Source organism: Paraburkholderia sp. MM5482-R2 (assembly GCF_050436125.1).
GTDB lineage: Bacteria > Pseudomonadota > Gammaproteobacteria > Burkholderiales > Burkholderiaceae > Paraburkholderia > Paraburkholderia tuberum.
This window is the reverse complement of record NZ_JBNDLP010000002.1, coordinates 1,513,454-1,531,924: the sequence shown is the minus strand read 5'-3', so window position 1 is coordinate 1,531,924 and position 18,471 is coordinate 1,513,454. Positions and strand designations below refer to the sequence as shown.

The 18,471-nt window shown below is 64.2% G+C and carries 17 protein-coding genes and 1 tRNA gene; 9 read left to right on the top strand and 9 right to left on the bottom strand.

The features are described 5' to 3' along the window. Window positions 1–17: 17 nt before the first annotated feature. From OKW37_RS09995 to OKW37_RS09975, 5 genes are all read right to left on the bottom strand, one after another. Window positions 18–1,103, bottom strand: coding sequence for an asparaginase (locus OKW37_RS09995; RefSeq protein ID WP_429406741.1), 1,086 nt, complete (start codon window positions 1,101–1,103; stop codon window positions 18–20). A 56-nt stretch (window positions 1,104–1,159) separates the two neighbouring features. Next, a complete protein-coding gene (locus OKW37_RS09990; RefSeq protein ID WP_429406743.1) occupies window positions 1,160–2,422 on the bottom strand; it encodes an MFS transporter in 1,263 nt (420 codons plus the stop codon). Window positions 2,423–2,698: 276 nt separating this feature from the next. Further along, window positions 2,699–2,869 carry a hypothetical protein gene (locus tag OKW37_RS09985; RefSeq protein WP_429509808.1) on the bottom strand — a complete coding sequence of 57 codons (171 nt, stop codon included), beginning with the start codon at window positions 2,867–2,869 and terminating at the stop codon, window positions 2,699–2,701. Further along, complete coding sequence (locus OKW37_RS09980; RefSeq protein ID WP_429509806.1) at window positions 2,866–3,897, bottom strand: phytanoyl-CoA dioxygenase family protein; 1,032 nt, start codon at window positions 3,895–3,897, stop codon at window positions 2,866–2,868. The genes OKW37_RS09985 and OKW37_RS09980 overlap by 4 nt, the downstream gene beginning before the upstream one ends. 71 nt (window positions 3,898–3,968) lie before the next feature. Next, entirely contained in the window at window positions 3,969–4,871 is a 903-nt protein-coding gene (locus OKW37_RS09975) for a class I SAM-dependent methyltransferase (RefSeq protein ID WP_429406747.1), read from the bottom strand. A 295-nt stretch (window positions 4,872–5,166) separates the two neighbouring features. Here OKW37_RS09975 and OKW37_RS09970 point away from each other — a divergent pair, with 295 nt between their 5' ends. The 9 genes from OKW37_RS09970 (at window position 5,167) to OKW37_RS09930 (ending at window position 12,826) form a co-directional block, all read left to right on the top strand. Next, window positions 5,167–7,968: a monovalent cation/H+ antiporter subunit A gene (locus tag OKW37_RS09970; RefSeq protein ID WP_429406749.1), complete on the top strand. Its 2,802-nt coding sequence runs from the start codon at window positions 5,167–5,169 to the stop codon at window positions 7,966–7,968. Continuing rightward, complete coding sequence (locus OKW37_RS09965) at window positions 7,968–8,300, top strand: Na+/H+ antiporter subunit C (protein ID WP_429356923.1); 333 nt, start codon at window positions 7,968–7,970, stop codon at window positions 8,298–8,300. Before OKW37_RS09970 ends, OKW37_RS09965 begins: the two co-directional genes overlap by 1 nt. Then, window positions 8,297–10,078, top strand: a complete 1,782-nt coding sequence (locus tag OKW37_RS09960) for a monovalent cation/H+ antiporter subunit D (RefSeq protein WP_429509804.1) — start codon at window positions 8,297–8,299, stop codon at window positions 10,076–10,078. Before OKW37_RS09965 ends, OKW37_RS09960 begins: the two co-directional genes overlap by 4 nt. A gap of 2 nt (window positions 10,079–10,080) precedes the next feature. Continuing rightward, window positions 10,081–10,575, top strand: coding sequence for a Na+/H+ antiporter subunit E (locus OKW37_RS09955; RefSeq protein WP_184062136.1), 495 nt, complete (start codon window positions 10,081–10,083; stop codon window positions 10,573–10,575). After that, window positions 10,569–10,844: a K+/H+ antiporter subunit F gene (locus OKW37_RS09950; RefSeq protein ID WP_184062137.1), complete on the top strand. Its 276-nt coding sequence runs from the start codon at window positions 10,569–10,571 to the stop codon at window positions 10,842–10,844. The genes OKW37_RS09955 and OKW37_RS09950 overlap by 7 nt, the downstream gene beginning before the upstream one ends. Window positions 10,845–10,852: 8 nt before the next feature. Continuing rightward, window positions 10,853–11,245 (top strand): Na+/H+ antiporter subunit G, encoded by a 393-nt coding sequence (locus OKW37_RS09945; protein ID WP_090803870.1) that lies wholly within the window; start codon window positions 10,853–10,855, stop codon window positions 11,243–11,245. An 88-nt stretch (window positions 11,246–11,333) separates the two neighbouring features. Next, window positions 11,334–11,582 carry a hypothetical protein gene (locus OKW37_RS09940; RefSeq protein ID WP_429406754.1) on the top strand — a complete coding sequence of 83 codons (249 nt, stop codon included), beginning with the start codon at window positions 11,334–11,336 and terminating at the stop codon, window positions 11,580–11,582. Window positions 11,583–11,687: 105 nt separating this feature from the next. Continuing rightward, window positions 11,688–12,524 (top strand): RNase A-like domain-containing protein, encoded by an 837-nt coding sequence (locus tag OKW37_RS09935; RefSeq protein WP_184070164.1) that lies wholly within the window; start codon window positions 11,688–11,690, stop codon window positions 12,522–12,524. Next, window positions 12,521–12,826 carry a contact-dependent growth inhibition system immunity protein gene (locus tag OKW37_RS09930; RefSeq protein WP_429406756.1) on the top strand — a complete coding sequence of 102 codons (306 nt, stop codon included), beginning with the start codon at window positions 12,521–12,523 and terminating at the stop codon, window positions 12,824–12,826. Before OKW37_RS09935 ends, OKW37_RS09930 begins: the two co-directional genes overlap by 4 nt. Before the next feature lie 544 nt (window positions 12,827–13,370). Here OKW37_RS09930 and OKW37_RS09925 read toward each other — a convergent pair. The 4 genes from OKW37_RS09925 to acs form a co-directional block, all read right to left on the bottom strand. Next, window positions 13,371–13,461, bottom strand: a tRNA-Ser gene (locus OKW37_RS09925). A 70-nt stretch (window positions 13,462–13,531) separates the two neighbouring features. Further along, window positions 13,532–15,550, bottom strand: coding sequence for a sodium:solute symporter family protein (locus OKW37_RS09920; RefSeq protein WP_429406758.1), 2,019 nt, complete (start codon window positions 15,548–15,550; stop codon window positions 13,532–13,534). A 4-nt stretch (window positions 15,551–15,554) separates the two neighbouring features. After that, window positions 15,555–15,983, bottom strand: a complete 429-nt coding sequence (locus tag OKW37_RS09915) for a DUF4212 domain-containing protein (protein ID WP_429406760.1) — start codon at window positions 15,981–15,983, stop codon at window positions 15,555–15,557. A 155-nt stretch (window positions 15,984–16,138) separates the two neighbouring features. Further along, window positions 16,139–18,121 (bottom strand): acetate--CoA ligase, encoded by a 1,983-nt coding sequence (gene acs, locus OKW37_RS09910; RefSeq protein ID WP_429406762.1) that lies wholly within the window; start codon window positions 18,119–18,121, stop codon window positions 16,139–16,141. Window positions 18,122–18,471: the final 350 nt, after the last annotated feature.

Genomic DNA, 18,471 nt, shown 5'->3' with positions numbered 1-18,471 from the left:
GAATCGGGTCGCCGCGCTCAACGATGCGCGGCAAGCTCGATCGAGAAGTCCATCCGGCCGATCTCGACGCCCATCGTGTTGAGGCGCTGCGGCGCATGAAAGCCGTCGAGCGCCGCGCGTTGTTCAGGCGTACCGATATCGAGCACGGCGAGCAACTCGGCGGTGACCGCGTAGAGCACGGCGGGATTGCCGTCCTCGATCTTCAGCGCGATGCCTAGCGCACCCTTCGCGCCGAGCCGCGCGGTCTGCCGCGATGCCCGTACGCCGATCGCATAGCTGCCGTCCGCGCCGACCTTGCCGACCAGTGCGCCATCGAAAGCCTGCATCAGCAGCGTACAGAAGCGCCCCTCCCCGCCGACCAGTTCCGGGTACGACGTCATCGCGCGATAGATGCGCGCGAGCGCGGCCGCGCGCGGCGTCGTCGCGGCGGCTTCGGTTTCCTGTTGATCCTGCGCCGCCGCGAGCTTCGCGAACAGACGTGCGAGCCGGTCGAGCGCAAACGCCGGCGTCGGCAGATTGCAGCCGTCGATCGCCCATTGCACGCCCTCGTCGGGCAGATCGCAGACGCTCGCGACCGTCTGCTTCACACGCACCTGCAACGGATGCCCGGGCAGCTCATAGCCGGCGAGCGTCGCGCCGATCGAACGCGCGCCGGCCAGCATGCCCGCGTGCTTGCCCGAACAGTTGCTGCACACGCCGGTGGGCGCAAAGCCGCGCCGGATCCAGTCGACGTACACCGCATCCGATAACGGCGGATGGCCGCCGCAACGCAGATCGGCCTCGCTCGCCTGCGCTTTCGCGAGCATGCCGCGCGTGCGTTCGATATGACGCGGCTCGCTGCTGTGCGATGCGCACATCAGCGCGAGATCGGCTTCGTCGAAACCGCAACGCTCGAGCGCGCCGGTTTCGAGCACCGCGAGCGCCTGGGCCGGCTTCGCGGCGGAACGCGCGAGCGTCATGCGCGCGGCGTCGCCGAACGAATACAGCAGACGACCGTCCGCATCGACGACCGCGACGTGCGCGAGATGCGTGTTCTCGACGGATTCGCCACGATAGATCGTCGCCGCGACCGGCGCGGCGGGGTGCAGTTCGGACTGGCTCATGCGGTTCGTCTCCTCGTCGTGTCATGGATCGGGCGATGGCGCCCAGGCCCTGGCAATCAGGCGCTCGCCGCGAGCGCCTCTTCGCGCTCGAGCGTACGCGTGTGCCGCAGTTCGGGAAAGAACCGCATCCACAACAGCGCGATCACGATCGTCGCGACACCGCCGACCAGCACCGCCGGCTGCGCGCCCCACCATCCCGCGGTCAGGCCCGATTCGAACTCGCCCAATTGATTCGACGTCCCGATGAACAACGAATTGACCGCGCTGACGCGGCCGAGCATTTCATCGGGCGTGCGCAATTGCACGAGCGACAGCCGCACCACCACGCTGATCGTGTCCGACGCGCCGAGCACCATCAGCGCGAACAACGACACGAGGAACTGATGCGACAGCCCGAACACGATCGTCGCGATGCCGAACGCGATCACGCCGCCGAACATCGCCGCGCCGGGCCGGTTGCGCAATGGAAAATGCGCGAGCCAGATCGTGCCCGCGAGCGCGCCGATCGCCGTGCCCGAGCGCAACAGGCCGAGACCGAGCGGGCCCGCGTGCAGCACGTCGCGCGCGAAGATCGGCAGCAACGCGGTCGCGCCGCCGAACAGTACCGCGAACAGATCGAGCGACAGCGCGCCGAGAATCACTGGCTCGCGACGAATGAACGCGATGCCCGAAAAGATCGATTCGAGCGTGACGGGCGCGCGGCTCGCCGGCTTCATCTGCAACGGAATGCTCCACACCGACGCGGCCGCCGCCGCGAACGTCAGCGTGCACGCGAGATACGCGGCACCGGGACCGATGCCGTACAGCAGACCACCGAGCGCGGGCCCGGCGATCTGCGCGGTCTGATTGGCGGACGTCGCCCACGCGGTCGCCTTCGGCAGATAGCCGCGCGGCACCACGGCCGGCAGCAGCGACGCCACGGCCGGCGATTCGAACGCGCGCGACGCGCCGACGCAGGCAGCCAGCACGTAGATGACCGGCGCGCTGATCCAGCCGCCGAAGGTGCCGATCGCGAACAGCAATGCAGCGACACTTTCGAGACTCTGGCAAACGGCGGCGATGCGGCGGCGATCGTAACGATCGGCGACATGGCCGACGACGAGCGTCAGCAGGAACATCGGCAGAAACTGCGCGAGGCCGACGAGGCCAAGTGCGAACGCGCTATGCGTGAGCGCGTAGACATGCCAGCCCATCGCGACCGCGAGCATCTGGAACGACAGCGACGACAGGATGCGGGTGCACCAGAAACGCTGGAACGGCGGGTGTTTCGGCAGGCTGAAATGCGGGGAATCGGCGGGATCGATGGAGGCTGGGGGCATCGGTTGTTGCTCGTGACGGGGCGCATCGGGGCGTGGGTTGGGCGGGCGCTAGTTTAGAGCAAGACCGGAGGACATGCACAAAGGAGGCTGGCACGGGCGGCGTGAGGGCGGGCGGCCCGTGCCGGGGCGGGCGCGCTCGAACGCATGCTTTGGGCGCAGGCGGGTCGTCAACCCGGGTGACTGTGCGCGCGAGACGCGGACAAAAGGTTTCGACATGCACCTTCCGCGAACTTGCCGAAGCAGGCCGCCTTCGCCTGCTTCGGCGCCACGCATGACTCAGGGCCGCAACGGCCGGCCTTCCGCGCGGCCGAAGTCGACGAAGTGATCGACCGGGTCGACACCCGCCGCGCCGACGTCGGGATTCGCTTCGAGGTAAAGCTTCGGATCGAAACCGTCAGGCAGTTGGGCAAGCCGCGCCTTGCGTTGAAACGATTCGGCGCTGCTCAACGGGCGACCTTCGAATCGACCGTAGTAGATGTAGTGCTGCAATGCATTGCCGCGCCGCTCGCGGCGACGTCCGGATTGGCCTCGAGGTACGCCTCGCCGTCGAAGTCGACGATTGGCGTCAGGCTCGACGGCATGCCGGTCAGGTCGTGATAGCACAAACAGCCATCCGCGAAAAAATGGCAAACCAGTGCCTTGCGACTCACGTGCGCCGGATCGCGCATCTTGCTGCCGCCGTGCAGCAGGTTCGCATGCCACAACAGCACATCGCCCTTTTTCGGGTAGAAGTGCTGTGGGCCCGATGACCGTTCAGCGATGAGCTTCTGAATCGCGGGTTCGTAGATGTCGTGATAAGCGGAATACCCGCAACCGAACGGCATGCCCAATTCAGTCGACATCAGATACGGCAGCTTGTGCGTGCCGGGGTGATAAACGAGCGGCCCGGAGTCGGGATGAATATCCTCGAAGGCGATCCAGTTCGCGACCAGATACCCGTTCGGATAGGTCGACATGTGAATCGAATCGGAATGCTCGAGTTGCTCGCTGCTCTTGTGACCGCCGATCGTCTGGAACGGCGCCGATTTCGCACCCAGCAGCAGACTCACGATCTCGTTCATGCGCGCGTCGAACAGCATCTCGCGAACAGCCGGCACGTTGAAATGCGGATTCAGCGTGCGCCCAGGCAGCGTATCGCCTTCGAAAAGCGGCTCGGGCGGCGGCCGCAGCGTGCCGTCGGCAATCGCGTTTTCGTAGGCTTGCCACGTCGAATCGAGCTGTTCCGTCTTGAAGAAACCCTCAATGATCAGGTAGCCGTCGCTCACCCATTTGCGGCACCATTCGGCCTGCTGCTCGCTGATTACGCCTTGGGACAACAGCTCGGCAACCCGCTCCAGCGCATCCGGTCGATCGAGCCAGGGAACGGGGCCCGCCGCGGGAAATTTTTCGAATTTGAAGACCTGGGTCTGATTGTCGATCGGAACGTCCGCGACGACGGGCTTATCGAAAAAGCGCTGATTCTCGAGAGTATTCATGTTCGGGAAACTTTCCGGGTTCGCGTTTTAGGGTAACTTGCTTGAACACGACGCTGGCTGCGCGGTGTCGATCACTCGAACGAGCGCCCTTCCGCACGGCCATAGCGGATGTAGTGTTCCGCGCCAGAGCTGATGTGCTTGTGCGCAACGGCTTCTGCTACGTCGGGGTTGCGCTGAAGATAGTGCGCCTCGTTGAAATGCGGAATGCGAGCAGCGTAAAGAAGAATCGACGGGCCGGCCGGATGTTGTTCGCGATCGTCCACGCCGACGATCACCGTCATACCCAGTGCGTCGAGGACCGCCATCAGGCTTTCGCGGGTCATCCAGTTGGCTTGCGGAGCAGTCCCGCCGATGAATTTTACGTTGTTGATGCTGTCGAGATAACTATGTCGGTGGAGATGCACTTCGCGTCCGCGAAACTCCGAGACGGTTGGCGTCGGATCGACGTACCTTTGCAGGTTCGCATTCGTTCGCGCGACTTCGGCATCGTAATAGTGCGTCCAGATGCAGATCGAATCTGACGCATATGCCATATCTTCCAGTAGCGATACCGGATCCATCATGTGATAGAGCACACCGCTTGCAAGAATCAGATCGAATCGCTGATCGCGCTTTTTCAGCAATTCTCTGAAATCGCCATACATGAATTCGGCATTGAACTTCAATGCATTCTGCACGAGCAGGCATTTGAGAAAGGACTTCGAATTCGCCTCGATAGCAAGGACACGTGAGGCGCCGGCTTTGGCCATCATGAACGTATGGCCGCCTTCCATGGGTCCGAGTTCGAGCACGCTTTTTCCGGAAAAGCCGCCGCACATGATCTCGAACCAGTGGAGACGCCCATCGTCGAAATGGGGCGCCATACCTAAACCGTAGCCCGGCACATCGGACACCCATGTGCCATCGAAAAGATTGAAAGCCAAAGTATGGCCTGGCTCTTCAGTTGCATACAGATCCAGTTCAGTTCCTTTCAATTTGGCGCCTCGATTGATCGTCAAGTTTGCCGATTATGGTGCATCAGCGCGCCGCATGTCACGCGACGGGTGTTAAATCGAACGCGCGTCCGCATCAATGGGCATGATTGGGCATCAGTCGGGCTCGCCGCGCGCTTCGCGGTGCGTATATTTATGCTTGATGTATCGATGTGAACTGCCGGGCTGTTTGCGGCTATGATTGTGCCCCGTGGGCAACCGCCCGGCTGGCGGCACGCCGGCCCAGTCCCACCGGCCAGCCACACCGTCTAACACTCGAACTCCCGGAGGGCATCGAATGGTACTGGGGTGGCTCGTCCTACTTCCGTTCATGGCCGCGGCGCTCATTGCGCTCACGAGGCCGCGCGCCGCCGCGCTCTGCACCTGGATCGCCTTCGCGACGGCGCTGTTCGGCTGCGCGCTGCTGCTGAGCGAGCGCGTGGGCATGGGCGACCACGACGTGCTGCAATGGCGCCATGAGTGGATGCCCGACATCGGCCTCGCGCTGTCGCTGCGCCTCGATGGCCTCTCGTTCATGTTCGCGTTGCTCGTACTCGCGATCGGCCTGCTCGTCTTCATCTACGCACGCTACTACCTCGCCGGCAGCGATTCGTTGCCGCGTCTGTACCTGCTGCTACTGCTCTTCATGGGCGCGATGCTCGGCATCGTGCTGTCGAACAACCTGCTGCTACTCGTCATCTTCTGGGAACTGACGAGCCTCGTCTCGTTCCTGCTGATCGGCTTCTGGCCATCGCGGCCCGACGCGAGGCGCGGCGCACGCATGGCGCTCACCATCACCGGCGCGGGCGGTCTCGCGCTGCTTGCGGCCGTGCTGTTGCTCGGCCACGTATGCGGCAGCTACGAGCTGAACGACGTGCTCGCCCAGCTTGACAAGGTGCAGCACGATCCGCTCTACCCGGCCATTCTGCTGCTCACGCTGTTCGCGGCGTTCACGAAGTCGGCGCAGTTTCCTTTTCACTTCTGGCTACCGCACGCGATGTCGGCGCCCACACCCGTGTCGGCCTATCTGCATTCGGCGACGATGGTGAAGGCCGGCGTGTTCCTGCTCGCGCGTCTCTATCCGCTCTTCGAAGGTACCCACCTGTGGGCTTACACGGCGACAGTGGCCGGGCTCGTCACGCTGGTGGGCGGCGCGGGGTTGGCGTTGTTGCAGCGCGATCTGAAGGGCCTGCTCGCCTATTCGACCATCAGCCATCTCGGCCTGATCGTGCTGCTGTTCGGCCTCGACACGCAGCTCTCGACTGTCGCCGCGCTCTTTCACACGGTCAACCACGCGGTGTTCAAGGCGTCGCTCTTCATGGCCGCGGGCATCGTCGATCACGAAACCGGCACGCGCGATCTGGGCCGTCTGCGCGGCCTGCGCAGGTACATGCCGCATACGGCCGTGCTCGCGAGCGTCGCGTCGCTGTCGATGGCCGGCGTGCCGCTGCTCAACGGTTTTCTCTCGAAGGAAATGTTCTTCGGCGAAACACTCGCGCAAAGCATGTTCGGGCCGCTGAACCTCGCCGTGCCGGTCATCGCGATCGTGGCGGCGGCGCTCTCCGTGGCGTACTCGCTACGTTTCGTCTGGGGCGTGTTTTTCGACGGCGAGACGCCGCGCGATCTGCCGCACTATCCGCCGCACGAGGCGCCGCGCTTCATGCGGCTGCCGGTCGAGATTCTCGTGGCGCTGTGCCTGCTGATCGGCCTGTTCCCGCAGCAAAGCATCGGCAGGCTGCTCGAGTCGGCCGCGTGGGTCACGCTCGGCGGCAAGCTGCCCGACTACAGCCTGAGCCTGTGGCACGGCGTCAATACGCCGCTCGTGATGAGCGCGGTGTCGTTCGCGGCGGGTGCGGCGCTCTTTTTCCTGCGCCGCAATGCGTTCCGCCACCGCCGCACGGCGCTCACCGAGTTGAACGCGAGCGAAATCTTCGACCGCTTCGTGCAGCGTCTCGAACAGTGCGCCGGCGTGATCGTGCGCTTGTTCGAGACGCGCTCGCTGCCGGCCTACCTCGCATGGATGATCGCGGCGATGCTGATCGTGCCGGGCGTGCCGCTCGTCGCGCTCGACACCTGGAGCGGCAGCCACACGCGCCTGCCGCCCGATCCGTTCACGCTGGGCGGCCTCGTGCTGATGGCGTTGCTCGCCGTCGGCGTGGTGTGCGTGCGTGCGCGCACCCTTTACGCGCTCGTCATGCTGAGCACCTGCGGCCTGCTCGTGTCGCTCGCTTTCGTGCGCTTCTCCGCGCCCGATCTCGCGCTCACGCAGATCTCCGTCGAACTGGTCACGATCCTGCTGCTCGTGCTGGCCGTCTATTTCCTGCCCGCGCTGCAACGCGCCGTCGAGCCGCTCCCCGTCCGGCTGCGCAACGGCGTGCTCGCGCTCGCGGGCGGCGCGCTGCTCGGCGCCGTGTCGTACAGGATCATGACGAGCGCGCCGCTGCCAGGCATCGCTCCGTACTTCCTCGCCAATGCGCTGCCCGGCAGCGGCGGCCACAACGTCGTCAACGTGATCCTCGTGGATTTCCGCGGCTTCGACACGATGGTCGAAATCAGCGTGCTCGTGGTCGCGGGGCTCGCCGTCAAGGCGCTGCTGCGCGGGCTGCGCCTGAAGTCGCCCGATGCGGGGCCGGATGGCCGGCCATGGTCGTCGCAATCGCATCCGCTGATGCTCGCGATCCTCGCGCGGCTGATGCTGCCGCTCACCGTGCTCGTCGCCGTGTTCGTGTTCCTGCGCGGCCACAACCTGCCGGGCGGCGGCTTCATCGCGTCGCTGATCCTCTCGATCGCGTTGTTGCTGCAGTACGTCGCGAGCGGGGTGCTGTGGACCGAGTCGCGCATCCACCTCAACTACCGCGCGCTTGCGGGCTTCGGCATTCTGATCGCCGCGACCACGGGGCTCGGCAGTCTCGCGTTCGGCCAGCCGTTTTTGACCAGTGCGTTCGGGCACCTGCACGTGCCGCTGATCGGAGAGATCGAACTGTCCACGGCGATGCTGTTCGATCTCGGCGTAACGGGCGCGGTGGTCGGCACGACGCTCACGATCGTCTCGCACCTCGGCGTACGCGACAAGGACATGCAGTCCGTGGAGAAAAGCTGATGGAAGCCGCCTTTGCCATCGCGATCGGCGTGCTTTGCGCGTGCGGCATCTACCTGCTGCTGTGCGCACGCGTGTTGCCGGTGATTCTCGGCATCACGCTGTTCTCGTATGCGATCAACCTGTTCCTGCTCGGCATGGGCCGGCTTGCGATCGGCAAGCCAGCGGTCATCGCGGCGGGGGCGCAATACGTCGATCCGGTGCCGCAAGCGCTCGTGCTGACGGCCATCGTGATCGGCTTTGCAATGACGGCCTTCACCGTGGTGCTCGCGCTGCGCTCGTTTTCGATCACGGGCAACGATCACGTCAATGACGAGGAGACGCGCGTCGAATGAACCACGTTCTCCTACTCCCGATCCTGATTCCGCTCTTTTCCGCGGGCGTCATCGTCGTGCTGCCGCTGCGCGCGAAACGCCTGCAACGCGCGCTGAACGCGCTCGCCATCATCGCGCTGCTGCCCGTCGCGTGCCTGCTGATGGCGCGCGCCGCGCAAGGCGAGATCGCCAGCTACGCGCTCGGCGCATGGCCCGCGCCGTTCGGCATCGTGCTGGAACTCGACCGGCTCGGCGCGCTGATGCTGGTGCTCACCGCCGTGCTGGCGGTCTGCTGCCTGCTCGGCACCTCGAGCGAGGACGCGAGGCGCGGCCGCTATTTCCGTGCGTTGGTCCAGTTCGAGCTGATGGGCCTGAACGGCGCCTTCCTCGCGGGCGATCTCTTCAACCTGTTCGTGTTCTTCGAGCTGCTGCTGATCGCGTCGTACGCGCTGCTGCTGCATGGTGGCGGCGCGCGACGGGTGCGCAACGGGCTGCACTATCTGTTGATGAACCTCGTCGGTTCGTCGTTCTTTCTGGTCGCGATCGGCGTGCTCTACGGCGTCACGGGCACGCTCAACATGGCCGACATGGGCGAACGTCTGGCGCGTCTCGGGCCGGAGTCGCTGCCGCTCGCGCAGTTCGCGGGCGCGACGCTGATGCTCGTGTTCGGCCTCAAGGCCGCCGTGTTTCCGATGTCGTTCTGGTTGCCGCAGGCCTACCGCAGCGCCATCGGCCCGGTGGCCGCGCTGTTCGCGATCATGACCAAGGTCGGCATCTATGCGATGCTGCGCTGCGACGCGCTCGTGTTCGGCGCGGCGGGCGGCGTGCTCGATGCGTTCATGCATCAGTGGGCGTGGTGGCTCGCGATCGCGACGATCGTGTTCGGCGCGCTGGGCGCGTTGGCGGTGTCGAGTCTCAAGACCACGACGGGCTATCTCGTGCTGGTTTCGGTGGGTCTGCTGATCGCGGCGATCGCACTACAGACGCCGCTTGCATGGAGCGCGCTGCTCTACTACCTGATCAGCACGACGCTCTGCACTGGCGCGCTGTTCCTGCTCGCCGACACGCTCGAACCCGAGCAAGCCCCGACACCGCACGCCGCCCATGCCGCCGTTTCCGCCGATGCCAATTCGATCGAGCCCGGCTCGCTCGAAGCGCTCGACGACGCGGCCGCGGCGGCCATCTCGCCCGAGCCGGACGGCGAAGCGGTGGCGACGCTGGCGCGGGTGCAACCGCTGCAGGTCGAGACGGCCGGCGCGCTCGCCGTGCTGGTCGGGGAACCGGCTCACACCGAAGCCGAAGCTACGGTCGAAGCGGTCCCGCGCACGCATGCACCGTGGCCGTCGAACCTCGCCGCGCTGCTCTATCTGATCGCCGCGGTGGGCGCCGCGGGCCTGCCGCCGCTGTCCGGGTTCCTCGGCAAGGCGATGGTGCTGGCCGCCACGCCGCTCGGCGCGGCAGTCGTGCTGTGGCCGGCCGTACTGCTGTCGAGCCTGCTCTCGATCGTCGCGCTGAGCCGCACGGGCACGCGCCTGATGTGGGCCGCGCCGGCCGCGCGCGCCGCCGCCGGCAAAGAGGAGCGCGCACCGCGTGGCAGTAATGCGAAGCTCGCCGCCTGCGCGATCCTGCTCGGCTGTGTCGTGGCCATCACGCTCGGCGCGGGCGCGGTGCGGCACTATCTCACCGATACGGCGACACAGCTATTCGATCGCGCCGCCTACGTGCACGCGATCCTGCCCGCGGCGCGCTCCTCGCCACCAGCGGCCGCCGCGACCACGGCCGACGCACAGGGGAACTGACGATGTTGAAAAGGCTCTTCCCCCACCCGTGGCTCGCGGTCTTGCTGATCATCTGCTGGGTGCTGCTGATGAACGACGTCTCGCCGGGCAATCTGCTGCTCGGCGCCGCGCTCGGCTACGTGATCTCTTTTCGCGTCGCCGAAGGCTTGTGGCTGCGACCGGTGCGCTTCGGCCGACCGTGGCTGCTCGTGCTCCTCGCCTGGCATGTGTTGGTCGATATCATCGTGGCCAACGTCGAGGTCGCGCTGCTCGTGCTCGGCCCGACGCGGCGGATGCGCCCGGCGTTCATCGAAGTGCCGCTCGACAGCACCCACGAGATCGCGCTCACGGTGCTCATCAGCGTGGTCTCGCTGAGCCCTGGCACGCTGTGCGCCGAACTCAGCGACGACCGCACGCGCCTCTCCGTGCACGTGCTCGATCTCGGCGACGAAGCGGCACTCATCGCGCTCATCAAGTCCCGTTATGAAGCCCCATTGATGGAGATCTTCGCATGCTAGCCATCGTGATTCCGATCTCGCTCGCGATCCTCGGCATCGCGTTCCTGCTCGCGCTGTGGCGCCTCGTGCGCGGGCCGTCGCTGCCCGATCGCATCGTCGCGCTCGACACGCTCAACATCAATGCGATCGCGTTGATCGTCGTGTACGGCATCAGCTTGCGCTCGACGATCCTCTTCGAGGTTGCGCTTCTGATTGCCGTGATGGGTTTCGTGGGTACCGTCGCGCTCACCAAGTACCTGCAGCGCGGCGACATCATCGAACTCAACTAGCATGGGGTATGCCGATGGAAACTTTTGTCGAAGCGATCGTTTGTTTGCTGCTGCTGGCCGGCAGTCTGTTCACGCTGGTCGGGGCGGTCGGGCTCGCCCGGCTGCCCGACTTCTTCATGCGGCTGCACGGTCCGACCAAGTCGACCACGCTCGGTGTGGGCGGCATCGTGCTCGCGTCGGTGGTGTATTTCAGCGCGCATAACAACTTCGCGAGCCTGCATGAGTTGCTGATTCCGGCGTTTCTGTTTCTCACCGCGCCGATTAGCGCACATATGCTGGCGAAGGCTGGGATTCAGCAGGGAGTGACGCTGTCAGAGGCGACGCGGGGGCGGCCGCCCGTTACGGGCGCTTGCGCGGAACGGGGGAATACGGGGGAGTTGCGGGAGGGGGATGAGGGGTGAGGCTTGTCGAAGCTTCGCGCCTCTCGGGACGATCCCGCGTGCACAAAATTCTCGTTGACCGGACTTTGTGTTCTGTCCCGGCGGATCTATGCGCGAAACCTCGCAGCGCGCGCTCGCGCATTCCGCGGCAAACAACGTTGAGACGGCCACTCACCGAACGGACCTGCTGGAACAACGACGCGCGACGACGGCGGCATGGCCAAACCCTATGTCCACGCTGCGCTATACGAGCGCTGCCTTGCTGAACGGAACCGTTCTTGTCCAGACTGTCCATACGCGCTACGGCGCGCATTCCGGCGCGCATTCCGGCGCGCATTCCGGCGCGCACAAATGTTGACATTTCGTTGATCGAAGCGAAAGCCTAAAATCATCCATCGCCCATTCCATACCCCTGTGGACGCCTGCTAGCGTAGCAGCCCCAACAGCTACAGAGGACACCGGAATGTCGTATCAACAGAATTCGGACGGCGTGCGCGTGGTGCTCAGTGCGCCGCAACTAGCGGCAGTGCTCTCCCGTCAGTCGATCAGCCCTACCGAGATGCGTTCCAACCGGCTATGGGGCGGCTTGCAGGTTGTCGGCGGGGTGCTGGAAATGGTCGGGGCGGCAGCGCTATGTGTGCTGCCGGAACCGACGATGGCGAGCAAGGCCGGATGTGTTGTGTTCGGCGTACATGGCTCAGATACAGCGTCGGCAGGTTTGCGTCAAATCTGGACGGGCCGGGATACGGTCACGCTGACCCAGCAAGGTACGGCGAAGCTGGCCGAGGCGATGAACGCCGGTCCTGACATGGCGAACAACATCGGCCTGTCAGTCGATATGATCGTGCCGTTCGGGTTCGCTGGCTCGATCAAGGCTGCACGCGTGGCCAGCGTTACGATGGGCCGGATCGATCTGCAAATGCATGAAGCAAAAGCGCTCAATCCGAGGCTGGGAGGGCACACACTCGAAAAGCACGTGGGGCGGACCGAAGCGCAATTGCGCGAAAGACTGAGACTTGAACCGCATCGAAAAAGAGTGTCGTCATTCACGAACCTGGAGCGGGCGGAATGGGCAATATCAGAAGTAATGCGCGCCCATACGACACAAATCAGGAAATGGGCGGAGTGCTCAGGTAGTGGCGGCCCCCTTACACTGACGCAGCGTGTGGCGAGTGATGTCGGCTATGGAATTGCACGACAGACAGGAAAAATGACGCGGATGAATGAGGTTGTCGTTGTACTGAAATATCAAACCTACAATGGAATGCCGTACTACATTTTTACCGCATATGTTGGATGAAGGCGAAAATTATGCTGTCAGAGCGTTACCCGAAACTTTATCAGTTGTTTGGCGCATACCTTAATCAGGATTCTGATTTATGGGGAGAAACGATTCCGGAAATTGTTTCGTGCTACAGGAGGGACTGCCCACGGGAAAGCCATCTCGAAATGATCCACGAAATAGATTCGTTCATAAGCGAGCACCCGGATGATCTGGATTCGGCGTTTGAAACGGATTACGGGCAAGATTTCGACCCGGAGTTGTGGGGCTATACGACCGCTTCGTTTCTCGACGAATTGAAGCGTCTTCTGAGCGATTAATCCACTCGTCGCCGCGCGAGGTTGGTTCGATATCACCCGGGGCATCCACTCGACAATGTTTGCATTTCACCCCGAGGTGTTCGCCTCGAAGTACCGACACCCTGTCTCATTTATCGTCGAGTATCCCCGAGGCAGCGATTAGATATATGAGCCCCAATTCCCGCAACATTGTTGAGTTGACCGACGTTGGAGCAGACGACCCAATATGGATTCTCGCGCGCGACGGAGATGGCGCAGCTTTGGCGGGGGCGACGCATGCCACAGAGCTTGTCGGGTATTTTCTTCTCTTGCCATGCCGATCGAACTGCCAGAAAGCCTTAGGCCTAGGCCTTAATGAGCCCCGCCCCGAGCGGGGCTTTTCATTTGTTCCCCGGTAAGTCTCTTTGTCGAGCCGAGCCCCCGAAAACCCCGACCTGTGCTGTTCGTAGACGACGCATCGAAACGGCCGCCGGCGGGTGGGGAATTGCACCGCGTGCACGCGTGTGGGTACTGGTGCGGGTAGAAACGAAAAACGGGCCGAAAGGCCCGTATTCATTGGATGTCCTGGCGGAGAGAGGGGGATTCGAACCCCCGATAGGCTATTAACCTATACACGCTTTCCAGGCGTGCGACTTAAACCGCTCATCCATCTCTCCGGCGGGGAGCCGAATTATAGCAAACTTCGCGCCCTGCGCCACACCCTGGCCAAAGCCCCGCGCAAACCGCCTATGGATGCCGGATATAGTCGACCAGCGCGATCGTATAAGCGTCCGCCTTTCGATCGAGCAAACTCACCCCGATCGCCACGAGAAAACCCGCCGGCACACCGAACACGCCCGAACTGATCGGCTCGATGCCAAACCAGCGCGCACCTGTGAATCCCGTCATCTGCGTGAAGAACGGATACGTCGACACGATGTAGTAGATGCACACGACGAGCCCCGCGACCATCCCCGCCACCGCGCCGAGCCGCGTCGTGCGTTTCCAGAACACGCCGAGCACGAGCGCCGGAAACAGACTCGACGCCGCCAGCGAAAACGCCGCCCCGACCAGAAACAGAATATTCCCCGTATTCAGCGACGCCACGTACGACGCGAACAATGCGACACCCAGCAGCAGAATCTTCGAGATCGTCACGCGCCGCTGGCTCGACGCGTTCGGATCCACCATGTGGTAGTACACGTCGTGCGATAGCGCGTTCGCGATCGTCAGCAGCAGACCATCCGCGGTCGATAGTGCCGCCGCGAGCGCCCCCGCCGCGATCAAGCCCGACATCACATACGGCAGCCCCGCGATCTCGGGCGCCGCGAGCACGACCATATCGGGCTGCATCTGGATCTCGCTCCAGCGCACGATACCGTCGCCGTTCGTATCGGCGAGGCTGATCAGGCTCGGTTCGACCTTGCGCCATTGCATCAGCCACTGCGGCAGATCGGCGAAATGATGGCCGACCAGATTCGACAGGATCTCGTACTTGATCAGCACCGCCAGCACCGGCACGGTCAGATAGAACAGCGCGACGAAAAAGAGCGTCCAGCCGACCGAGCGCCGCGCCGACGCCACCGAAGTCGTCGTGTTATAGCGCGTCAGGATATGCGGCAGGCTCGCCGTGCCAAGCGACAGACACAGCAGCAGCGATAGAAAGTTACGCGCGTGCGTGCTCCGGTCTTCCTCACCGACAGCAGGAAACGGTTCCTGCATCGGCACCGGCGCGCTCGCCCGCATCAGCATGTCGTCGCGCTTCTGACTCCAGACGATCTGCGCGGCGGCGGCATCGCGCGGAAACTGTTCGAGCGCACGCTCGCGCTCCTTGATCTCGCGCAACGGACCGTTATGGCGGCGCAGATCGCCGACCTCCTGCGTGAGCCGCTGCTTTTCCTCGATGAACGATTGCGGCAGCGTATCGAGCCGCAGTTGCATCAACGCGGCGCGGCGTCGATAGTCGTCGCGCACGCGCTCCTCGAGCGGCGCGTCGCGCACCTGCTTCTCGAGCCCTTCCATGCGCTCCATCAGGCGCCCATAGCTGAATTGCGGCACCCAGCCGAGGCCGTCCTTGTGCGCGATCATCGATACCGGTATCAGCATCGCGAGGATCAGGATGATGTACTGCGCGACCTGGGTCCACGTGACGGCACGCATGCCGCCCAGAAACGAGCACACCAGAATGCCCGCGAGCCCGCAGAAAATGCCGACCGTGAAATCGACGCCGATAAAGCGCGTCGCGATCAGGCCGACGCCCTGGATCTGCGCGACCAGATAAACGAACGAGCACAGGATCGCGGCGAGCGCCGCGAGGCCGCGCACCGCGTTGCTCGAATAGCGCGTGCCGAGAAAATCGGGAATCGTATAGCGCGCGAGCTTGCGCACATACGGCGCGAGCAGGAACGCGACGAGGCAATAGCCGCCCGTCCAGCCCATCATGTACGCGAGGCCGTCGTAGCCGGTCGCGTAGATCGAGCCGGCCAGACCGATGAACGACGCGGCCGACAACCAGTCGGCCGCGGTCGCCATGCCGTTGAACGCCGACGGCACGCGCCGCCCCGCTACGTAGTATTCGACCAGGTCGGACGTGCGCGACAGCACGCCGATCACCGCATACACCGCGATCGGCACGAACAGGAACACATAGCCGATCCACATCCCGGGACCGGTGCTGCGCTCGATGCGCCACATCACGTAGACGAACAGCAGAAAGCCGAGCGTATAGAGCGCGTACGAGCGGATCAGCCGATGCGTGAGCTTCATCGGCTCAGCGCCCGCGCGCGGCCGGCGCGGCCTTGCCGATCGCGACGTCATCGTTCGCGCCGCTGGTGGAATCCGCGGCGGGACCGCTTGCCGCATCGCGCTGCGAATCCGCTTCGAACGCGTGCTGCAACTGACGATCGGCGCGCTGCATCAGCACGATATAGACGACGATCAGCGCGAGGTAGATCAGGATCGCGCCTTGTGCGCCAAAGTAGAACGGCAACCTGAAGCCGCCTGCGTGCACCTGCGCGAGCGCGGGCGCCAGCAATGGCACGACGAAGGAGACGAAGAAGCCAAGCGTCATCAGCACCGCGATCAACGCGAGGTTGAAACGCCAGTACTTGCGATGCGCGAGCGCCATCGCCGCCGAGACCGGTGGCGGTTCGGGCGGGGGGTTCAACCTGGCGTGGGAGGATAGGTGCGGCGCGGCCATGCGCCTATGTATCAAAAAGGCATCGGCGAGGCAATCGGGATTGTCCGCGCAACGCCGCGATGCAAGCCGTCCGCTCGAATAACGGGTCTGCGCGGCGTGCCTGCAAGCGCGTCGATCGACACCGCCGCCGTCCGCGCAGATCCGCTTACAACGCTTTAAATCGACTCGCCGAGCTGATCGAGAATCGCCGGGTTTTCCAGCGTCGACACGTCCTGGGTGATTTCCTCGCCCTTCGCGAGCGAACGCAACAGACGACGCATGATCTTGCCCGAACGCGTCTTCGGCAGGTTCTCGCCAAAGCGGATGTCCTTCGGCTTCGCGATCGGACCGATCTCCTTGCCGACCCAGTTGCGCAGGTCGTTCGCGAGCTTCACGGCCTCTTCGCCTTGCGGACGCGCACGTTTGAGCACCACGAACGCGCACACCGCCTCGCCGGTCGTCGCATCGGGGCGGCCCACCACGGCGGCTTCCGCGACGAGCGGATTGGCCACCAGTGCCGACTCGATCTCCATGGTGCCGAGACGATGGCCCGACACGTTCAGCACGTCGTCGATGCGGCCCATGATCGTGAAGTAGCCGGTCTCCTTGTCGCGCACCGCGCCGTCGCCGGCGAGGTAGAGCCTGCCGCCGAGCTCGTCGGGGAAGTAGCTCTTCTTGTAGCGGTCCGGATCGCCCCACACGTTGCGCAGCATCGCCGGCCACGGGCGCTTGATCACCAGAATGCCGCCCTGCCCGTTCTGCACGTCCTGCCCGGTTTCGTCGACGACCGCGGCCATGATGCCCGGCAGCGGCAGCGTGCACGAACCCGGCACGAGCGGCGTCGCGCCCGGCATCGGCGCGATCATGTGGCCGCCGGTCTCGGTCTGCCACCACGTATCGACGATCGGACAGCGGCCGCCTCCGACGTTCTCGTAGTACCACACCCACGCCTCCGGATTGATCGGTTCGCCGACCGTGCCGATGATGCGCAACGTCGACAGGTCGTAGCTCTTCGGATGCACTTTAGCGTCGGCCTCGGAGGCCTTGATCAGCGAGCGGATCGCAGTAGGAGCCGTATAGAACAGCGTGACCCCGTGCTTCGCGATCATCTGCCAGAAGCGCCCGGCGTCCGGATAGGTCGGCACGCCCTCGAATACGACCTGGGTGCCGCCAAGCGTGAGCGGCCCGTACGTAATGTAGCTATGGCCGGTGATCCAGCCGATGTCGGCGGTACACCAGAACACGTCGGAGGGGCGCCAGTCGAAGGTCCATTTCAGCGTTTGCGCGGCCCACAGCAGATAGCCGCCGGTGCTGTGCTGCACGCCCTTCGGCTTGCCGGTCGAGCCCGACGTATAGAGGATGAAGAGCGGATGCTCGGCGCCGACCCATTCGGGCGCGCACTGGTCCGACTCGGCCTGTGCGAGTTCGTGCATCCACAGGTCGCGCCCTGCGTCCCACGCGACCTTGCCGCCGGTGCGCTGGTACACGATCACGCTCCTGACCTTCTCGCAGCCGCCGAGCGCGAGCGCTTCGTCGGCGATGTTCTTCAGCGGCAAAGCCTTGCCGCCGCGCATCTGTTCGTCGGACGTGATCAGCGCGACCGCGCCGACGTCGACGAGCCGCTCGTTGAGCGACTTCGACGAGAAGCCGCCGAACACGACCGAGTGCGTCGCGCCGATCCGCGCGCACGCCTGCATCGCGACGATGCCCTCGATCGACATCGGCATATAGATGACGACCGGGTCGCCTTTCTTCACGCCGCGTTTTTTCAGCGCATTCGCGAAGCGCGATACGCGTTGCAGCAGATCCTGATAGGTGACGTTGGTGACGGTACCGTCGTCGGCTTCGAACACGATCGCGACGCGCTCGCCGTTGCCGGCCTCGACGTGACGGTCGATGCTGTTATACGACGCGTTCAGCTGGCCGTCTTCGAACCACGTGTAGAACGGCGCCTTCGATTCGTCGAGCACCTTCGTAAACGGCTTGTGCCAACTCAGCGTCTCCTTCGCGAGACGCCCCCAGAAGCCTTCGTAGTCGCGCTCCGCTTCGGCGGCGAGCGCCCGGTACGCGTCCATGCCGGAGATCGTGGCACCCTTCGCAGTGTCAGCGGAGGGCGGAAAAACGCGGCGTTCCTGAAGAACCGATTCAATCGCAGACATCGACAACCCCTTGGTGAAGATGAAACGTAAAACCTGTACCGGCGCGCGTCGGGCGCGCGGGCCTTATCCCGTGCGAGCCGCCACGAGCGGCGCTGTCTCCCACCTCGCGATACCGTCAAACGCGCGTGCGTGCGGCATCGCAACATCCGTGCATGCGGGCGCCCTGCGCGATCCTATTCCGCGTCAAGGCTTAACCATAAGCGCTGCAACTTACCGGCCACTTACGCGCATCGTATTGATCTGCAAGCGAAAACCCTTAGATCGCGCCAGCCATCGACGCAGTTACGCGTTGATCAGACGAGATGCGCGCGAAAAAGATCGCCCGTTCTACAGAGCCTTCTACGCTCACT

Excerpts from the sequence above, each read along its gene's own strand:
- acs (WP_429406762.1), bottom strand. The coding sequence starts at position 18,121 with ATGTCTGCGATTGAATCGGTTCTTCAGGAACGCCGCGTTTTTCCGCCC.
- OKW37_RS09990 (WP_429406743.1), bottom strand. The coding sequence starts at position 2,422 with ATGCCCCCAGCCTCCATCGATCCCGCCGATTCCCCGCATTTCAGCCTG.
- OKW37_RS09965 (WP_429356923.1), top strand. The coding sequence starts at position 7,968 with ATGGAAGCCGCCTTTGCCATCGCGATCGGCGTGCTTTGCGCGTGCGGC.
- OKW37_RS09920 (WP_429406758.1), bottom strand. The coding sequence starts at position 15,550 with ATGAAGCTCACGCATCGGCTGATCCGCTCGTACGCGCTCTATACGCTC.
- OKW37_RS09935 (WP_184070164.1), top strand. The coding sequence starts at position 11,688 with ATGTCGTATCAACAGAATTCGGACGGCGTGCGCGTGGTGCTCAGTGCG.
- OKW37_RS09970 (WP_429406749.1), top strand. The coding sequence starts at position 5,167 with ATGGTACTGGGGTGGCTCGTCCTACTTCCGTTCATGGCCGCGGCGCTC.
- OKW37_RS09930 (WP_429406756.1), top strand. The coding sequence starts at position 12,521 with ATGAAGGCGAAAATTATGCTGTCAGAGCGTTACCCGAAACTTTATCAG.
- OKW37_RS09995 (WP_429406741.1), bottom strand. The coding sequence starts at position 1,103 with ATGAGCCAGTCCGAACTGCACCCCGCCGCGCCGGTCGCGGCGACGATC.
- OKW37_RS09950 (WP_184062137.1), top strand. The coding sequence starts at position 10,569 with ATGCTAGCCATCGTGATTCCGATCTCGCTCGCGATCCTCGGCATCGCG.
- OKW37_RS09945 (WP_090803870.1), top strand. The coding sequence starts at position 10,853 with ATGCCGATGGAAACTTTTGTCGAAGCGATCGTTTGTTTGCTGCTGCTG.
- OKW37_RS09915 (WP_429406760.1), bottom strand. The coding sequence starts at position 15,983 with ATGGCCGCGCCGCACCTATCCTCCCACGCCAGGTTGAACCCCCCGCCC.
- OKW37_RS09980 (WP_429509806.1), bottom strand. The coding sequence starts at position 3,897 with ATGAATACTCTCGAGAATCAGCGCTTTTTCGATAAGCCCGTCGTCGCG.
- OKW37_RS09960 (WP_429509804.1), top strand. The coding sequence starts at position 8,297 with ATGAACCACGTTCTCCTACTCCCGATCCTGATTCCGCTCTTTTCCGCG.
- OKW37_RS09955 (WP_184062136.1), top strand. The coding sequence starts at position 10,081 with ATGTTGAAAAGGCTCTTCCCCCACCCGTGGCTCGCGGTCTTGCTGATC.
- OKW37_RS09940 (WP_429406754.1), top strand. The coding sequence starts at position 11,334 with ATGCGCGAAACCTCGCAGCGCGCGCTCGCGCATTCCGCGGCAAACAAC.